General features: G+C 59.8%; 15 protein-coding genes. 7 read left to right on the forward strand and 8 right to left on the reverse strand.

The features are described from left to right. Positions 1-42: 42 nt before the first annotated feature. A complete protein-coding gene (locus CAF79_RS22125; protein ID WP_170929769.1) occupies positions 43-939 on the forward strand; it encodes an AraC family transcriptional regulator in 897 nt (298 codons plus the stop codon). A gap of 8 nt (positions 940-947) precedes the next feature. Here the strand turns inward: CAF79_RS22125 and CAF79_RS22130 are convergent, their stop codons facing one another. The 3 genes from CAF79_RS22130 to CAF79_RS22140 form a co-directional block, all read right to left on the reverse strand. Further along, a complete protein-coding gene (locus CAF79_RS22130) occupies positions 948-1,643 on the reverse strand; it encodes a tRNA (adenine(22)-N(1))-methyltransferase TrmK (protein WP_085700301.1) in 696 nt (231 codons plus the stop codon). A gap of 105 nt (positions 1,644-1,748) precedes the next feature. Further along, positions 1,749-2,345, reverse strand: coding sequence for a LysE family translocator (locus CAF79_RS22135; RefSeq protein ID WP_085700302.1), 597 nt, complete (start codon positions 2,343-2,345; stop codon positions 1,749-1,751). Positions 2,346-2,396: 51 nt separating this feature from the next. Further along, positions 2,397-3,233 (reverse strand): AraC family transcriptional regulator, encoded by an 837-nt coding sequence (locus tag CAF79_RS22140; RefSeq protein WP_085700303.1) that lies wholly within the window; start codon positions 3,231-3,233, stop codon positions 2,397-2,399. 167 nt (positions 3,234-3,400) lie between these two features. Between CAF79_RS22140 and CAF79_RS22145 the strand changes: the two genes are divergently transcribed. Together CAF79_RS22145 and CAF79_RS22150 are read left to right on the forward strand one after the other, a co-directional pair. After that, positions 3,401-3,595, forward strand: a complete 195-nt coding sequence (locus CAF79_RS22145) for a PLDc N-terminal domain-containing protein (protein WP_007955366.1) — start codon at positions 3,401-3,403, stop codon at positions 3,593-3,595. Between the two features lie 210 nt (positions 3,596-3,805). Next, positions 3,806-4,870, forward strand: a complete 1,065-nt coding sequence (locus CAF79_RS22150; protein WP_085700304.1) for an alpha/beta fold hydrolase — start codon at positions 3,806-3,808, stop codon at positions 4,868-4,870. A 21-nt stretch (positions 4,871-4,891) separates the two neighbouring features. Here CAF79_RS22150 and CAF79_RS22155 read toward each other — a convergent pair whose 3' ends face one another. Continuing rightward, complete coding sequence (locus tag CAF79_RS22155; RefSeq protein WP_085700416.1) at positions 4,892-5,917, reverse strand: GlxA family transcriptional regulator; 1,026 nt, start codon at positions 5,915-5,917, stop codon at positions 4,892-4,894. A gap of 464 nt (positions 5,918-6,381) precedes the next feature. Here CAF79_RS22155 and CAF79_RS22160 point away from each other — a divergent pair, with 464 nt between their 5' ends. Continuing rightward, entirely contained in the window at positions 6,382-7,692 is a 1,311-nt protein-coding gene (locus tag CAF79_RS22160; protein WP_085700305.1) for an MFS transporter, read from the forward strand. A gap of 60 nt (positions 7,693-7,752) precedes the next feature. On the opposite strand, the gene CAF79_RS22165 is transcribed toward CAF79_RS22160, so the two are convergent. Both CAF79_RS22165 and CAF79_RS22170 read right to left on the reverse strand, forming a co-directional pair. Beyond that, a complete protein-coding gene (locus tag CAF79_RS22165; protein WP_085700417.1) occupies positions 7,753-9,741 on the reverse strand; it encodes a U32 family peptidase in 1,989 nt (662 codons plus the stop codon). 357 nt (positions 9,742-10,098) lie between these two features. Further along, positions 10,099-10,479, reverse strand: a complete 381-nt coding sequence (locus CAF79_RS22170) for a RidA family protein (protein WP_085700306.1) — start codon at positions 10,477-10,479, stop codon at positions 10,099-10,101. A 504-nt stretch (positions 10,480-10,983) separates the two neighbouring features. Between CAF79_RS22170 and CAF79_RS22175 the strand changes: the two genes are divergently transcribed. Continuing rightward, positions 10,984-11,367, forward strand: a complete 384-nt coding sequence (locus tag CAF79_RS22175) for a DUF6124 family protein (protein WP_085700307.1) — start codon at positions 10,984-10,986, stop codon at positions 11,365-11,367. Between the two features lie 119 nt (positions 11,368-11,486). Here CAF79_RS22175 and CAF79_RS22180 read toward each other — a convergent pair whose 3' ends face one another. After that, on the reverse strand, positions 11,487-12,845 hold the full coding sequence (locus tag CAF79_RS22180; RefSeq protein WP_085700308.1) for a hypothetical protein: 1,359 nt from the start codon (positions 12,843-12,845) through the stop codon (positions 11,487-11,489). Between the two features lie 293 nt (positions 12,846-13,138). Between CAF79_RS22180 and CAF79_RS22185 the strand changes: the two genes are divergently transcribed. Continuing rightward, the gene (locus CAF79_RS22185; protein WP_085700309.1) at positions 13,139-13,834 is read left to right on the forward strand and encodes a transposase; all 696 of its coding nucleotides are present in this window, start codon (positions 13,139-13,141) and stop codon (positions 13,832-13,834) included. 121 nt (positions 13,835-13,955) lie between these two features. Here CAF79_RS22185 and CAF79_RS29605 read toward each other — a convergent pair whose 3' ends face one another. Continuing rightward, complete coding sequence (locus CAF79_RS29605; RefSeq protein WP_218191884.1) at positions 13,956-14,201, reverse strand: hypothetical protein; 246 nt, start codon at positions 14,199-14,201, stop codon at positions 13,956-13,958. 555 nt (positions 14,202-14,756) lie between these two features. On the opposite strand from CAF79_RS29605, the gene CAF79_RS22195 reads away from it, so the two are divergent. Continuing rightward, positions 14,757-16,433, forward strand: a complete 1,677-nt coding sequence (locus tag CAF79_RS22195; RefSeq protein ID WP_085700310.1) for an MFS transporter — start codon at positions 14,757-14,759, stop codon at positions 16,431-16,433. Positions 16,434-16,539: the final 106 nt, after the last annotated feature.

Raw genomic sequence — 16,539 nt, forward strand, 5'->3', positions numbered from 1 at the left:
TTTGCTTGCGCGGGAGTGATCGCGTAGGTTCAGATGCCGGGCATGAATAATCAACTGACAGAACTTCGCGCCCTGGCGCAACACGCCGAAAACCGCCGCACGGAGACGGGTATCCCGCGCGTCGCCATGGTTCAGGGTGAAATCCCCGAGCACATGCTGGCCGCCGTTTACGAACCGATGATCAACCTGATTCTGCAGGGCAGCAAATCCATGACCATCGCCGACCGCACGCTTCACTACGACCCGGCGACCTACTTCGTGATGTCCATCGATCTACCGGCAGTGGGACAGGTTCACCCCTCAGCGAGCGGCGAGCCTTACCTGGCGGTCAGCCTGACGCTGGATCCGGTGGTGCTGACGACCCTGCTGGCCGACTTGCCCAAACCGCTCGGGCAACATGAACAGGACAGCGGGTTTTCGGTCGCTGCTGTCACGCCTGAGTTGATGGATGCGTGGGTGCGCATGTTGCGCCTTATGGGGAGGCCGGAGGAGATCGCGGCCCTCGCGCCGGTCTACGAACGGGAAATTCTGTATCGCGTCCTGCAAGGCCCCCACGGCTGGATGCTGCGCGACATTGCGGCCCCCGACAGCGCCATGGCCCGCGTCAACCTGGCCATTCAGCACATTCGTCAGGACTTTGCCGAACCGATTCGCGTGGACGCATTGGCGCAGCTTGCGTCGATGAGCGTGTCAGCCTTTCATCGACATTTCAAAGCCGTTACGGCGCTGAGCCCGTTGCAGTATCAGAAGCGTGTTCGCCTGCTTCAGGCCCGGACGCTGATGGTGGCCAATGCCAGCAGCGTCACCCGCGCAGCGTTCGAAGTCGGTTATGAAAGCGCTACGCAATTCAGCCGCGATTACGCACGGGTGTTCGGCTTGCCGCCCTCGCGGGATGCGACGCGGATTCTCGCAGAGACCCGAAGCAGCGCGCAGCACTGATCACCCCTTCACGCCAGCACGCCAGTAATCCAGCGCACTTGCTGCTTCAGATCCTGCACCTTGCGCTCGCACACCCCATGCCGTGCCCGCCCGAAATGAGCCAGCGTCTGCTGCTTGTGCCGCAGCCGGTGCTGCCATTTGCTGACAAACGCCGGACTGCGCGCCTGCAATTGCAATGGCCCGAAGAACAACTCCTCGGCGGTGTAGCTCACCGGCCCGCCCCGCTCGGCCACGATGATTTCGTAGTCGAAGCGGTTCTCCCGCAGGATTTCCTCGAAGAGGATTCGGTAGCCGTTGTCCATCAGCCATTGTCGCAGCGGTTGTTCGCCGCCGTTGGGTTGCAGGATCAGGCGCTCGCGGCCGCTCAGGCGCGCCTTGCCGGCTTCGAGAATGTCGCGGATGGTCTCGCCACCCATGCCGCACACGGTGATCGCCGTGATCCCGTCGACCGGCTCGACAGCCATCAAGCCATTGGCCAGGCGAACGGTGATCTGCTGCTCAAGGTCGTTTTCGCGCACGGTGCGTTGCGCCGAACGGAACGGCGTCTCGGCCATCTCGCCCGCCACCGCCGCCGCGATCGCACCACGGCGCATCAGGGCCACCGGCAAGTAACCGTGATCCGAGCCGATATCGGCCAGCCGCGCACCAGCGGGCACGTGTGCCGCCACCTGCTCCAGGCGCATGGACAATGTCTGTTCGTTCAACCGCAACCCCTTTCACACTGAACGTCCGGCGCTGGTGGCCGGATCGGGGCGCGATTCTGGGGGGCAATGTCTGGTATTTCAAATTTATATGACCAACCGTGAAGCCTACACCAACACCGTCAACCAAGCCGACAGCAACAACAAAAACGCCAGCCCGGCGTTCATGCGCCTGAATGCCCGTGGCGAGCCAAAGAACCGTGCGCTGCCCACGCCCAGCAGCGCCCACGCCGTCATGCACGGCAGACTGACCAGCAGAAACGCCATTGACAACAGCACCATCCGGGCGCTGTCCTCGCTGCCACCGGCAAACACGCTCACCACCGCCACCGCCATCATCCACACCTTGGGGTTGATCAGTTGCAGGCCGGCGGCGCCGAACACGCTGAAGCCGTCATCACCCGTTGGCGCCGAGTCCAGCGACGGCGGCGTGCTGCGAAAGATCTGCCACGCCAGCCAGCTCAACCACAACACGCCGGCCCAGGCCATCGCCTGCTGCACACGGGGATAGCGCAGCAAGGTTTCCCCCACGCCGAGGCCGACCACCAACACCACCAGCGCCGCCGACACACATGCGCCGAAGATGATCGGCACGGTGGCCGTCAGACCGCGCCGCGAGCTGTGGCTCATCACCAGAATATTGGTCGGCCCCGGGGTGATCGAGGCGACGAAGGAAAACAGCAGAAAAGGCAGCAACGATTCCATGACAGGACTCCCGAATCAAAACAGGAAGTCATGGTCGCGGTTGTGCGGGGTTCAGTCTGGAAGGTTTGAGCAGCGCTTGCGGTAATCCGCCGGCGTCAGGTGGTAGGCACGGCGGAACCAGCGCCCAAGATGGCTTTGATCGGCAAAACCGAGGGCGCTGGCGACGGTCGCGGGTGTTTCGCCACGCGCCAGCAATTGGCGGGCGCGGGCCAGCCGCAGTTGGATCAGATACGCATGCGGCGCCAGTCCGAAAGCGGCCTTGAATGCACGGGTCAGTCGAAAGCGATCAACCCCGCAGGCCTGGGCCACGTCGTCCAGCCCGATGTCCTCAAAGGCGTGCGCATGCAGATAGTCCCGCGCCACTTGGGCCACTCGTGGCAGGCGCGGATCGAAAGGCTGGTGCTTTCGCCAGTCGAGGTGGGACGTCAGCGAACCGAGCAAGGTGTCGATGGCGGTCTGGCGCACGATGCGCAAATCGCCCTGATGCAGGGCGTTGAAGGCCTGATTGATGGCCGTGGACAGGCGCGAATCCTGACTCAGAGTGTCGGTGAACCCGAGCTGGCTGTTGTCGGGCGCATGCTCGAACAGCACGCGCAATTCGCGCTCCAGCCAATATGGATCGAGGTAAAGCATGGAATAGGTGAAACCCTCCTCCGTCGGCGCGTGCCCGTCGTGGATCTCCCCCGGTTCCAGCATGAAAATCTTGCCCGGCGTACTCAGATGCCGCACGCGCCGGCAATGAAACTGCTGCACGCCCTGCTCGGTGACGCCCACCAGAAAGCTGTCATGCCAGTGCGGATCGTAGGCATGGCCCTGGAAATGGGCACGAATCGACTCGATGCCGGTGTCGGCATCCTGAGACAGCTCGATCCAGTTGCGTTTGTCCACGCCAGGCTCCGAAAGCAGTGGTTGTTCATCAAAGGCGTCTACGTTACCGCGACTTTGCCGGTGGGTTTAGAACATTTGTGCACGTGCGCCAGGCAAACCATCAAGCAAATTTAATGAACCCTGAGTGGTATGCCCCGCCTAAGCCAATGACCATCAGGAGGTAGCCCATGCAACTTGAAACCACGTGGATCGTACTGGCCGTCGTTCTTTTGCTCATCGAATTGTGGGCGATCAACAGGGTGCGCAAGAGTGAGGGGAAAGCCAGCAACAAAGGCGTCTGGATCGTATTGATCGTGTTTGTGCCACTGTTCGGGCTGATCGCCTGGGCGCTGGCCGGACCCAAGCACGTCACTCAGGCCTGAAGCCCAAGGCAAGCAAGAGCCCCGAACATTCGGGGCTTTTTGTTGGCCACGGGTTTGTATCGCAGTGTGTACGAACGCCTCCCGGATACATGCCCGCGCATCAGCCAACAAAAACGGAAACAGCCCGGATACGCGACCAGCCTTTAATGGACTCCAGATTCGAAGGGTTCAGCCAGAACCCGGCCCTCGCCGATCATAAGGAGACTTGCCATGAAGCACGCACCACTCGCCACCGTCACCACCGGGAAAAACCGTCGCCGCCTGCTGGGCCTGTCGATGCTCGCCACCGCGCTGCTGCAGTTCGGCGCGCTCGCCCAGGCACAAACCGCAGCGCCCGAGCCGGTCAAGACTGAAGCCGCCAGCGTCAAGGCCGACCTGCCCTTCGGCCCGCTGAAACATGTAAAGGCCGGCCTGCTGGACGTGGCCTACGCCGAAACCGGCCCGGCCAATGGCCCGGTGGTGATTCTGCTGCACGGCTGGCCGTATGACATCCACAGCTACGATGACGTGGCGCCGCTGCTGGCGGCCAAGGGTTATCGGGTCTTGATGCCGTACGCCCGGGGTTATGGCGACACGCATTTCCTGTCCGACAAGACCGTGCGCAACGGTCAGCCGGCGGCGCTGGCCAGTGACGTGATCGATTTCATGGATGCCCTGAAAATCAAACAAGCCGTGCTCGGCGGCTACGACTGGGGCGCGCGTTCGGCGGACATCGTTTCGGCGCTGTGGCCTGAGCGGGTGAAAGCGCTGGTCTCGGTCAGCGGTTACCTGATCGGCAACCAGGCCGCCGGCAAGAACCCGCTGCCGCCCAAGGCCGAACTGCAATGGTGGTATCAGTTCTACTTCGCCACTGATCGCGGTGAAGCAGGCTACGCCAAGAACACCCATGATTTCGCCAAGCTGATCTGGCAACTGGCGTCACCGAAATGGGCGTTCGACGACGCCACCTTCGACCGCAGCGCCAAGGCCTTGCGGAACCCGGATCACGTCGCGATCACCGTGTTCAACTACCGTTGGCGCCTGGGCCTGGTGCAGGGTGAAAGCCAGTACGATGCGCTGGAACAGAAACTCGCCACCGCACCGTCGATCAGCGTGCCGACCATCGCCCTGGAAGGCGATGCCAACGGCGCGCCACACCCGGCCCCCGAGGACTATGCCAAACGCTTCACCGGCAAATATCAGTTCCGCCTGATCAACGGCGGCATCGGTCACAACCTGCCGCAGGAAGACCCGAAAGCCTTCGCTCAGGCGATCATCGACGCCGATCACCTCTGAAGCGGCACGCCGAACGGCTCGTCATTTGACGAGCCGTTTTTCTTTGGACGGGCGATAACCGAAGTAAGCGCTGTAGCACTTGCTGAAATGACTCGGTGACACGAATCCGCAGGCCACCAGCACGTCCACCTGGGACAGCTCGGTGTGTTGCAGCAGACGGCGGGCCTCGGTGATGCGCAGTTCCATGTAATAACGCTGCGGCGTGGTGCCCAGTTGTTCCTTGAACAGTCGCTCCAGTTGACGCCGGGATCGCCCGGCATACACCGCCAGTTGTTCCAGCTCCAGCGGTTCCTCCAGATTGGCGTCCATCAGCTTCACCACTTCACGCAGCGGCGCGCTGACGCAGAGGTTCTCGGTCGGTTTGATCCGCCGGTAACGCGATTCCTCGAACGCCAGAATGTCTTCGATGCCTTCGACCAGCGCCTTGTCGTGCAGGCCCTTGATCCAGTCCAGGGCCATGTGGAACGCGCCGGACGGACTGGATGCGGTCAACCGGTCGCGGTCGATCACATAGGGTTCGCTGCTGACCTGGGTCGCCTTGGAAATCTCCGCCAATGCCGGCCGATGCTCCGGGTGAATCGCACAGCGATAGCCTTCCAGCACCCCTGCCCGGCCCAGGAACCACGCGCCGTTCCACAACCCAGCCAGCATCACGCCGGCCTCGGCGGCCATTTTCAGCAAGTTGATGAACTCGTCGCTCGCCTTCAATTCCGTGCGGTAACCGCCACAGATCACCAGCAGATCCAGTTCCTGCAACACGCTGATTTCCAGACGCGCGTCAGGGCGGATCACCAGCCCCAGATCACTGATCACTTCGCCGTCGTTCAGGCCGAAGGTGCGCGTGGAAAACAGACCGGGGCGCAGCAGATTGGCGGTGACAAGGGTGTCCAGCGCCTGAGTGAAGGCCGGCAGGGAAAAATGCTCCAGCAACACGAACCCGGTGCGGGTCATGTGTCCCGGCCCGCTGGCGGGCTCGTTCAGGTAGCGAAGGTTCTTGCCCTTCATGCCACCGCTGAATTGGCGTCGTTCGATCAAGGTGTGGCCCATCGGTTTCATTGTTGTAGCGCCATGCTAACTGGCGCCGCAGCAAATTACTCGCAAACGACGCAAGCACCACAAGGTAGATCGTTCCCACGCTCCGCGTGGGAATGCCTCCATGGACGCTCTGCGTCCGCCGTTGGAAGGGACGCGGAGCGTCCCGGGCTGCATTCCCACGCGGAGCGTGGGAACGATCATCACCCAGCCCTGCCGGGCTGCGTCCCAACGTCGCAGGGCCAGCATCTTGGCAAACGCCAGACAACGCTTAAAATCGCGCCTCCTCTTGCAGTCGCCCGACCGGCGCCTGCCCGCAGCCATGACAACCCTCAGGTTTGAACAGCCGGCCACTTTCACGAAGTGCGCCAGGCTCAATCGTCCTGCCCGTTCGGCGGTCGTTTGTCTTCAACACACTTCGGCTTGGCACTCGCATGCGCAGAGGCGCACGTTCCGCTGTTCGATCACTTGAGGTTTTTATGACACCGCGTTTGCTGGCCATGGCGCTGGCGCCCCTGCTCGGGCTATTCATTGTTGCCCTGGGCAACGGCTTTCTGTCTTCCTTGACCACTCTGCGCCTGGGCGCGGCCGGCGAATCGGCGACGATGATCGGCATCGTGTCCTCGGCCTATTTCATCGGCCTGACCCTCGGCGCGATCTTCAACGACCGCCTGATCCTGCGCATCGGCCACATCCGCGCCTACAGCAGCTTCGCCTCGCTGATCGCCGCGACCATCCTGCTGCAAGGGCTGTTTTATGACACCTGGGGCTGGGTCGTCCTGCGTCTGATCAACGGCTGGGCCACGGTCGGCGTGTTTCTGGTGATCGAGAGCTGGCTGCTGCTGGCCGGTGACGCGAAGATTCGCGGCCGTCTGCTGGCGCTGTACATGATCGTCCTCTACGGCGCCGGGGTGCTGGGGCAGGCGTTTTTGGGGAAAATCACCGGTCTGGGCGATACCGCGCCATTCATGGTCGCCGGCATGCTCGCGACGTTGTCGGTGCTGCCGATCGTAATCCTGCCGCGGGTGTCGCCATTGCTGGAACAGGTCGAGCCGCTAAAGCCTCGGGCGCTGCTGGGCGTGTCGCCCACCGGTCTGGTCGGCTGCTTCGGCTCCGGTGTGACCATCGCGGCGATCTACACCCTGCTGCCGCTGTACCTGCAACGCATCGGCCTGAACGTCGGCGAAGTCGGCAGCATGATGGCCTGGACGATCCTCGGCGCGATGCTGCTGCAATACCCGGTCGGACGCTGGTCCGACCGCAAGGATCGCCTGCAAGTGCTGACCGTGCTGTGCGCCGCGTGCACCGTGCTGTCGCTGGTGATCGTGCTGGTACCGCTGTCCTCGGCCCTGCTTGCGGCAATGTTGTTTCTGCTGGGTGGCGGCGTGTTCGCGTTGTACCCGGTTGCGGTCAGTCACGCGGCCGACCGCGCGCCGGTCGAAACGTTGGTGCCGATGATTCAGGGCATGCTGCTGATCAACTCGCTGGGCTCGGCGATGAGCCCGCTGCTGATCTCGCCAGCGATGAACGCCCACGGCGAAACCGGGCTGTTCTGGGCCTTTGCGCTGGTCAACCTGGCCATGGTGACGTTCTTCTTCTGGCGTCGCGGCAAGCGTCCGGTGCCGGCCAACCCGGCGCCGTTTGCGGCGGCAGCAACGTTCTCGCCAACTGGCGCCGAGCTGCGGGTGACCGAAGACTTGCGTCAAGCGGCGCAGGACCATCCGCCGATGGTCGATGCGTTGAGTGGCGAAGCGGCGCCGCCAACGGCATCGCGCTACGAAGCCAGTTGAGTTTCTGGCACGCATAAAAAAACCGGTGACTCTCGTCACCGGTTTTTTATTGTCTGCTAATCAATGTGGAGCCCGAGGAATGGTCTTCATCAGGTCTTCAGGGCTGATATGTCCCACCACACTGCCCGGCTGCGGCATGTTCAGGATGTGGCCCTTCATCTTGCCGATCACGTGCATCTCGCACGGCTTGCAGTCGAACTTGAGGGTCAGCACTTCATCGCCGTGAATCAGCTGCATTGGCGCGACTTTGGTTTTCACGCCGGTCACGCCTTTGGCCTGTTTCGGGCACAGGTTGAAGGAGAACCGCAGGCAGTGCTTGGTGATCATCACCGGCACTTCGCCCGCCTCTTCGTGGGCCTCGTATGCCGCGTCGATCAGCTTCACGCCGTGGCGGTGGTAGAAGTCGCGAGCCTTCTGATTGTAGACGTTGGCCAGGAACGACAGATGCGCCTCCGGGTACACCGGCGGTGGCGTGGTCTCGGCCTTGCGCGAACCGCGCGGATGGGCGGCAACGCGGGCGGCGGTCAGCGCTTCGATCACTTCGCGGCGCAACGACTTGAGCTGCGAGTTCGGAATGAAGAACGCTTGCGGCGCATCCAGTTTGATCGAGGTCGCGTGGTACTCGGTGGTGCCGAGCTGGCCGAGCAGATCGTGCAAGGTCTCCAGCGCCTGTTCCGGTTTGTTGGCGACGCCGAACGGGCCGTCCAGCGCGACGCTGGCGCTGATGCCCTCTTCGCTGGTCACGGTCAGTTCCAGACGCTCTTCACGCAGCTTCGCCAGCCAGCTCACGCCGATACGACGCTCGGCCGAGGTCTTGAGCAAGGCCTGCTGCCAGTTGTGATCGAGGTTGCGGTTCAGCGGGTGGTTCGGGCGCAGCTTGTACAGGCCTTCCGGCATTTCGTTCGGCTCGACGCGGTAGCGGTAGCGCTTCTCGCCTTCTTCCTCGAACTCGCCCTTGGCTTCGGCGATGTTGGCGCGGAAACCCACCACTTCGCGCTTGACCAGCACATTGAGACCGTCGCCGTTGGACAGCGGCTCGTGGGTGATGACCTGCATGTCACGCTTGCCGACTTTCTCGACCGTGCCCACCGCCAGACCGGTGAAGGTCGGCGAATCGAACGCGCCGATGTCGATCTTGCGCTCGCTGACAAAGTAGTCGGTGCTGCCACGGTGGAAGGTCTTTTCCGGATCCGGCAGGAAGAAATGCGCGGTGCGGCCGCTGGAAGCACGGGCCAGGTCCGGACGGTCGTTGAGCACGTCGTCGAGGCGCTGGCGGTAATAGGCGGTGATGTTCTTCACATAGCCCATGTCCTTGTAGCGACCTTCGATCTTGAACGAACGCACACCGGCCTCGACCAGCGCGCGGATGTTGGCGCTCTGGTTGTTGTCCTTCATCGACAGCAGATGTTTTTCGTAGGCGATCACGCCACCCTTTTCGTCTTTCAGGGTGTACGGCAGACGGCAGGCCTGGGAGCAGTCGCCCCGGTTGGCACTGCGCCCGGTCTGCGCGTGGGAAATGTTGCACTGACCGGAGAACGCCACGCACAACGCGCCGTGAATGAAGAACTCGATGGCGGCATCGGTTTCGTCGGCGATCGCGCGGATTTCCTTGAGGTTCAGTTCACGGGCCAGTACCAGTTGCGAGAAACCGGCCTGATCGAGGAACTTCGCCCGCTCAAGGGTGCGGATGTCGGTCTGGGTGCTGGCGTGCAGCTCGATGGGTGGAATGTCCAGTTCCATCACGCCCAGATCCTGGACGATCAGCGCATCGACGCCGGCGTCGTACAACTGATGGATCAGCTTGCGCGCCGGCTCCAGTTCGTTGTCGTGCAGGATGGTGTTGAGGGTGGTGAAGATGCGCGCGTGATAGCGACGGGCAAATTCCACCAGTTCGGCGATTTCGCTCACCTCGTTGCACGCGTTGTGGCGCGCCCCGAAGCTCGGGCCGCCGATGTACACCGCATCGGCGCCATGCAGAATGGCCTCGCGGGCGATGGCCACGTCACGGGCGGGGCTGAGCAGTTCCAGGTGATGTTTGGGCAAGGACATATAGTTTTTAGTCAGGCTGTCACGGTCGAGGCGCGCATTGTAGCCGCGAAACGCGTGGCCGGCACGCCTGTGCTGCCGGGTGGCTGTTTTCAACCCGTCACGATCAGATCGCTCCCACGCGGACTGTCACCGATCGTTCCCACGCTCCGCGTGGGAATGCAGCCCGGGACGCTCCGCGTCCCTTCCAGAGCCGAACGCGGAGCGTCCGTTGAGGCATTCCCACGCCCGGCGTCACAGATCGTTCCCACGCTCTGCGTGGGAATGCAGCCCGGGACGCTCCGCGTCCCTTCCAGAGCTGGAACGCGGAGCGTCCCTTGAGGCATTCCCACGCGGAGCGTGGGAACGATCATTACGGGGTCAAGCCTTCGCAGCCGTCGCAGTCACTTCCACCTTCATCCCTTCAACCGCCAGCGCCGCCACGCCAACCGCCGCTCGCACCGGCCAAGGCTTGGCGAAGTAGCGCTTGTACACCTCGTTGAACGCAGCGCGATCGGCCATGTCGGTCAGGTAAATGGTCAGGTGCAGCACGCGGTCCATCGAACTCCCGGCCTTTTCCAGTGCGACTTTCAGCGCCTGCAACGTGCATTCGCTTTGCGCAGTGACGTCGCCCAGTTCCAGGCTGCCGTCGGCGCGGGTCGGAATCTGGGTCGACATCAGGATGCCGTTAAATTCGGTCACGTCCGAAGAGATCGAGTCTGCATCCGGGTCCGGGGTGTAGGTGATGTCTTGGTTGGCCATGGGAAAGTCCTTCGCTGGCAGTGAGGGCGGCGCCATCGCGCGCCGTTTCGGGCGGCCAGTTTACAGACACGGCGGCGGGTTTGAAGCAATGGCGGTTTTCGGGGTGGATTCTGACGGATGTTTCGGTGTGTTTTGTGGGCCAATAAACATGTTTCGATGCGTGTGTTTAGAGACATCTGGAGTTACGCGCAATTGCCCACAAATCCTTGCGCCAGAGCCTACGGCTACGCCAGAATCCGCCGGCTTGTGCGCCTTGGGGTCGGCCGGTAACTTGGATCGGGTCACTGATTTCCAGTGATCGGGTTTAGCAGCCCGGTGTGTTTTCCCAATGTTGCAAGTACATCAATCAGTCAGGTATTGCCCTGCATTTGATGGTGGCTGTGCGCATGGCGCCCTCGGGCGCGCCGGGTTTGGGAACCTCACCGGTCTGCTAACTTGCGCACAGCTGCCACCCCCTTCGTTTAGCAGCGAGATGGTTGCAGCCTCAATTAGAGGTTACCCAACATGTTCAAAGTAACGCCAAATCCTCCGGTCACCGCACCGGCCAGCATCACCGACCCAACCTCCCCTTACGAATGCCCTGATTCCAAGAAATTCAACGAAGCCGCCACCCGCGCCCTCGACTACCACCTCGGCCCGATCTCAGCCCAAATGATGGCCGCGCCCTACTACCCCAACCGCCTCTACCAGGCCAACCCGGCCAGCAACAACGAATCCCTGCTCGCCGACGCCGTCGAAACGCTGGGTTCGGCCAACGTCATGCTCAACAACTTCGTCGACCTCCTCGAAGGCCCCCACCGCAAGACCGCACAGGGCATCGCGCAGATCGTGATGCTTGCGGAACTGGCGGTGAATCAGGTGTTGGATAACGTTGTGCCAACGGAGTAAGTCGCAGCGGCGAAGATGCTCTTTGCTATCACACAACATCAAAAGGGGACGATTAAATAAATCTGTCCCCTTTTGATTCAGCCTTCAGGCAAAACGACGGCGGGATTCACTTCAAGGCGTCAGGCGCGGTAACACAACAGCACACCACCACTGATGTATGGCCAAGATTCGGCGTCCGTCCACAATGCACCGCACACAAAAATACGATCTGTTCCTTTCATCGACATGCCGCTGATAGATTCTATGAACAAATCGTCATCAAACACGGCAAAACCTGTACCGTTGAACGTAGTATCCGGAGAACCGTCAGAAAGATAACGCGCGGTTAGGATACTTAACTCTTTTGTGACAAAACCGTTGCCGGTAAAGCCGGAGACGACGATTGATCCATTGGCCTGTGTCACGCAATGCTCCCAACTGAGCCCCGCCGATACAAAATCGGCAAATAGCGGCTTTCCGTTATTAAATGGGAGGTTGTAGGACCCCGTAGAGTTCAGAGCGACTATCAGGCCTTTCCAAGGCTCACCTCTCGCCATTTTTGCTGAGCCTACCGCAATAACTCTGCCATCACTTTCCCGGACCGTCATAGCCCTCAACCTAATCAAAGACGGACTGAAAACGGTGACAGCAAGCCCCCCATTAAAGTCGGGATCGACCCTGCCAGTGGCAGTGAGACGGGTCACATAGGCAGTTTGACCGTCATTGGAATAGAAACTCCCACAAACCAGTATCCGCCCGTCCGCCTGTAATTCGATGCCATCGCTAGAACTATACTCGAATGCAAAGCCTTCAAGTTCAATGAGCGCAGCGCCTGTGCCGTTGAACGTCTCATCGGGAGAGCCGTCCGGGTGACGCCGCAGAACGATGCCTTTCGGTATTCCGAATTCATCTATGGCATTGCCGAGCAGCAGGATCTTGCCATCAGCCTGTACGCTCGCTGAAGTTGAACTGGCAAAAGAAGACTGCTCGGCATCATCTGCCTCTTTATTATCGCGAGGAGTCCCCTTCGCCATTACTCCTTTGTACCCGGAGCTGCCGAAATCCTCGTAGGGAATGTAGAGAATGCCGGTTTCATTCAAGGACGTGTCCAATCGACCATCCGGGAGATGGCGCATGATCAACAGGCCGCCTGAGGTGTCTGTGATAGCTTGACCAACAATCAGGCATCCGCCATTGACCGCCGGGCTGATACCGAAAACGCTCAGATCCTGAACGGTATCGAGCGGCACAAGCACAAAACCGTGTTTATTTGCACCAAACTCCTTATCCAGCGATCCGTCCGCGTTCAGACGCGCCACCGCGTAGCCAGCATTGATTCCACTCAACGGGATGACAGTGAGCAGTTTCCCTTGAGGCAGAGCCAATACAGCGCTCGGTTCGATACCAGAAATTTCAGGAATAGGAAATTCAAGAATGCCGGTTTTATTGAAAGCTGGATCCAGAGTGCCTGGACTGGTGATTCCTTGTTGTTGTCCCATTATCTTGCTCCATCAAGTCATCCATTAATGCATTAAAGGGGACAGATTTATTTTCTGCGCACCCACAATCAAAGTATCAACACGAAAACCCACAAACACACCTGATAGAAATAACAGTTTTTAATACTGATTCAGAACAACCAAAACCCTGAGCGATTATAAGAGGCCGCGAATTCTGGCTTATTTAATTCATTCGCTTAGCTTCGGCAGATACATTCTCTGACACATCCAACCTGCCTCAGCCTCGCCACCTTCTAAACTTCATCCGTCAAAACAAGGACGTAGGAAGACTCATGCCCAGAACGGGACGCATCGTGCTACCCCACTACCCACACCACATCGTGCAGCGCGGCCACAACAGGCAGGTTGTGTTCGCCGAACCGGCCGATTACGAACGCTATCTTTCTGACCTGCGTGAGCTCAAGGAAGCCTTGGGTATAAAAGTTTATGCCTACTGCCTGATGACCAATCATGTGCACTTGCTGCTCGCCCCAGGGGAATCAACGTCCAGCCTTGGACAGCTGATGAAAGCTCTCGCCGGGCGGATGACGCGGTATCGCAACAAGGTTGAGGGGAGAACCGGGACGCTGTGGGAAAGTCGCTACAAATCCAGCGTCGTTCAATCCGACACTTATCTATTGGCTTGCGGCCGCTACATCGAACTAAACCCAGTGCGAGCCCGCATGGTGGCGCGAGCAGAAGATTATCGTTGGTCGAGTTTTGCGCTGCGCCTGTGCGATTTTTCTGAATCCACATGGCTGGACAAAGATCCCTGCTTTCTGGAGCTAGGGCCTACGGATGCCAAACGGCGTGAACGCTATAAATCTTTTGTTGAGATGACGACGCCCACCAATGAATTGCAACTTATAAGGGGCGCACTCCAACGAGGCCAACTGACTGGCAATATGAAATTCGTCGACGAAATCGAGAAAATCACCGGAAGACGCATTCAGCACAGAGAGCGCGGAAGGCCAGAAAAAACTGCTTAACACCAAAAGGGGACAATTAAATAAATCTGTCCCCTTTGATTTTCAAAAGGGGACGATTATATAAACTCGTCCCATTTGATTTTATTTGCTATTTCGGGACTAGACACTGAGGAAAAGTTTCCTATCTAGGGCGGCCAACAATACTTGGAAATACCGCGCGAGGTGCGTCGTCACCTGCGAAACCGGCTTTACACATGCCGGAGCCGTTGTCCACGACCAAGGCTGCTACGTCATCGTCCGAACTGCGGGGTTGGGGAAGTAGTTGACCAGCCTCATTGTATTTCACTGGTTTTATAGACGGCGCTCCTGTAATGCGGCTCAGTGGTATCGAGACTTCCACACCCTGTTCGGAATTTTCGAAATTCACTAAATAAACAACTTTCTCTATCGGATCATATTTTCGAAACCCGTAAGCCCATAACGTTGTGGTTTCCGGTCGATCAAGAATAACGGGGATCCAGTACCTCGGATTTGCGTCCGCACGCTGGTTAAGTGCTAGGAGTTGTTTCGATGGTCATCATTTCGCACAGTCCATTGGAGTGAAGAAGTAAAAAATGGGACAAATTTATTATTCGCCCCCATACAGCCAAAGTATCAACTCAAACTGCCACAACTACACCTGATAGAAATACCAGTTTTTTATATTCATTTGATATTTGGCTCATCACAGTTTCTTCTTTCACCTGAATACTTTGACCGCCCCCGAATCAACCCAGTCGATGACCGTCTCCACCCACACTCACCGCCCCCACTGGATATCCCCCCAATCCCAATTATGCTCAAAGAAACCCCGCCCTCCTGCGAGGTCGAGAGTCTGTGCACGCTCCACGAAACACCTGCTCCAGCACCAACCAAAGGCCTCGGGTACGCGACGTTGATGAAGTGCTCCGGCCTACAAAAACAAGCACGACGGAGAACCCCCATGGCCGTACTCGACAGCATGTCCACCGGCAGTGCCCCGCACCACAGCGTCAGCCGAGAGGAACGCAAGGTCATCTTCGCTTCATCCTTAGGCACGGTATTCGAGTGGTACGACTTCTATCTCTACGGCTCGCTCGCCGCGATCATCGCCAAGCACTTCTTCGCCGGGGTCAACGAGACCACGGCGTTCATCTTCGCCCTGCTCGCCTTCGCCGCCGGTTTTGCAGTGCGGCCGTTTGGTGCGGTGGTGTTCGGGCGGTTGGGGGACATGATCGGGCGCAAGCACACGTTTCTGATCACGATTGTGATCATGGGCGTGTCGACGGCGATTGTGGGTTTCCTGCCGGGTTACGCGACCATCGGGGTCGCGGCGCCGATCATTCTGATTACCCTGCGGCTGCTGCAAGGTCTGGCGCTGGGCGGTGAATACGGCGGTGCGGCGACTTATGTGGCCGAGCATGCACCGAAGGGCAAACGCGGGTATTTCACGTCGTGGATTCAGACCACCGCGACGCTGGGGCTGTTTCTCTCGCTGCTGGTGATTCTGGCCTGCCGCACCGCGCTGGGCACCGAGGCATTCGAGGCCTGGGGCTGGCGGATTCCGTTCCTGCTGTCGATCCTGCTGCTGGCAGTGTCGGTGTACATCCGTTTGCAGCTGAACGAATCACCGGTGTTCAAGAAAATGAAGGAAGAAGGTAAACACTCCAAGGCGCCGCTGACCGAATCTTTCGCCCGTTGGGACAACCTGAAAATCGTGATCATGGCCCTGCTCGGCGGTACCGCCGGCCAAGCGGTCGTCTGGTACACCGGGCAGTTCTACGCGCTGTTTTTCCTGCTGCAAACCCTGAAGATCGACCCGCAGACCGCCAACCTGCTGATTGCCGGCTCGCTGTTGATCGGCACGCCGTTCTTCGTGATTTTCGGCAGCCTGTCCGACCGCATCGGGCGCAAGGGCATCATCATGGCCGGGTGCATTCTGGCGGCGGTGACCTACTTCCCGATCTTCCACGCGCTGACCCAGTACGGTAACCCCGACGTGTTCGTCGCCCAGGAGAAGAACCCGGTCAAAGTGATCGCCAACCCTGACCAGTGCTCGTTCCAGTTCGATCCGGTGGGCAAGGCCAAATTCACCAGTTCCTGCGATCTGGCCAAGACCATCCTGGCCAAACGGGCGATCCCTTACGAAAACGTAGTGGCGGAACCGGGCACCGTGGCTCAGGTGCGCATCGGCGATAAAGTCATCGAAAGTTTCGAAGGCACAGCCCTGCCGGCCGCCGACTTCAAGACCCGCAACGATGCCTTCACCGCCAGCCTCGGCACCGCGCTGAAAGACGCCGGGTATCCGGAAAAGGCTGATCCGGCCAAGACCAATTACCCGATGGTCTTGCTCCTGCTGACCATCCTCGTGATCTACGTGACCATGGTCTACGGCCCGATTGCGGCCTGGCTGGTCGAGCTGTTCCCGGCGCGCATCCGCTACACCTCGATGTCGCTGCCCTACCACATCGGCAACGGCTGGTTTGGCGGGTTCCTGCCGACCGTGGCGTTCGCGATGGTCGCGGCCACCGGGGATATCTACTACGGCTTGTGGTACCCGATTGTCATCGCGGTGATGACGGCGATTCTCGGCATCTTCTTCTTGCCGGAGACCAAGGATCGGGAGATTCATCACACCTGACCCGACTCCGCTCGATGCTGTGCATAGCGCCACGCACAGCATCGAGCGTTGTCACATCGGCGTCATTGTTGGTTGCTAACGTCCTCGCGCCTCTTTGCTCCGACTG

Origin of the sequence: Pseudomonas sp. B26(2017) (assembly GCF_002113045.1) — a bacterium.
In the GTDB taxonomy this organism is placed as follows: domain Bacteria; phylum Pseudomonadota; class Gammaproteobacteria; order Pseudomonadales; family Pseudomonadaceae; genus Aquipseudomonas.